The 262-nt window shown below is 56.1% G+C and carries 1 protein-coding gene; it reads left to right on the plus strand.

The features are described 5' to 3' along the window. The coding region (locus SB724_RS20665; RefSeq protein WP_410572798.1) for a carbohydrate porin at window positions 1-262 on the plus strand (262 nt) is incomplete at both ends.

A 262-nucleotide genomic window follows, 5' to 3' on the forward strand; every position in this document is an offset into this window, starting at 1 on the left:
CGAACTATGGCGCGCTGTTCATGAAGGCCAACGTGGATCTCGACAAGCTGATCGGCATTCCCGACACGCAGCTCAACTTCACGGAGTCGTTGAACCGGCCTTCGCACAACACGAAGACCTACCTGTTTCAGACCGGCTCCGCCTTCACGCCCTTTCCGGTGGAAACCGAAAGCACGGACCTCGTGAAATTCACGCTGTCGCACGATCTGTTCGACAAGCGGCTTCATATCGAGTATGGCCGCATGAACCTGAACGACGACTT

This window comes from Bacillus sp. SIMBA_031 (assembly GCF_046535225.1).
Taxonomy (GTDB): domain Bacteria; phylum Bacillota; class Bacilli; order Bacillales; family Bacillaceae; genus Bacillus; species Bacillus velezensis.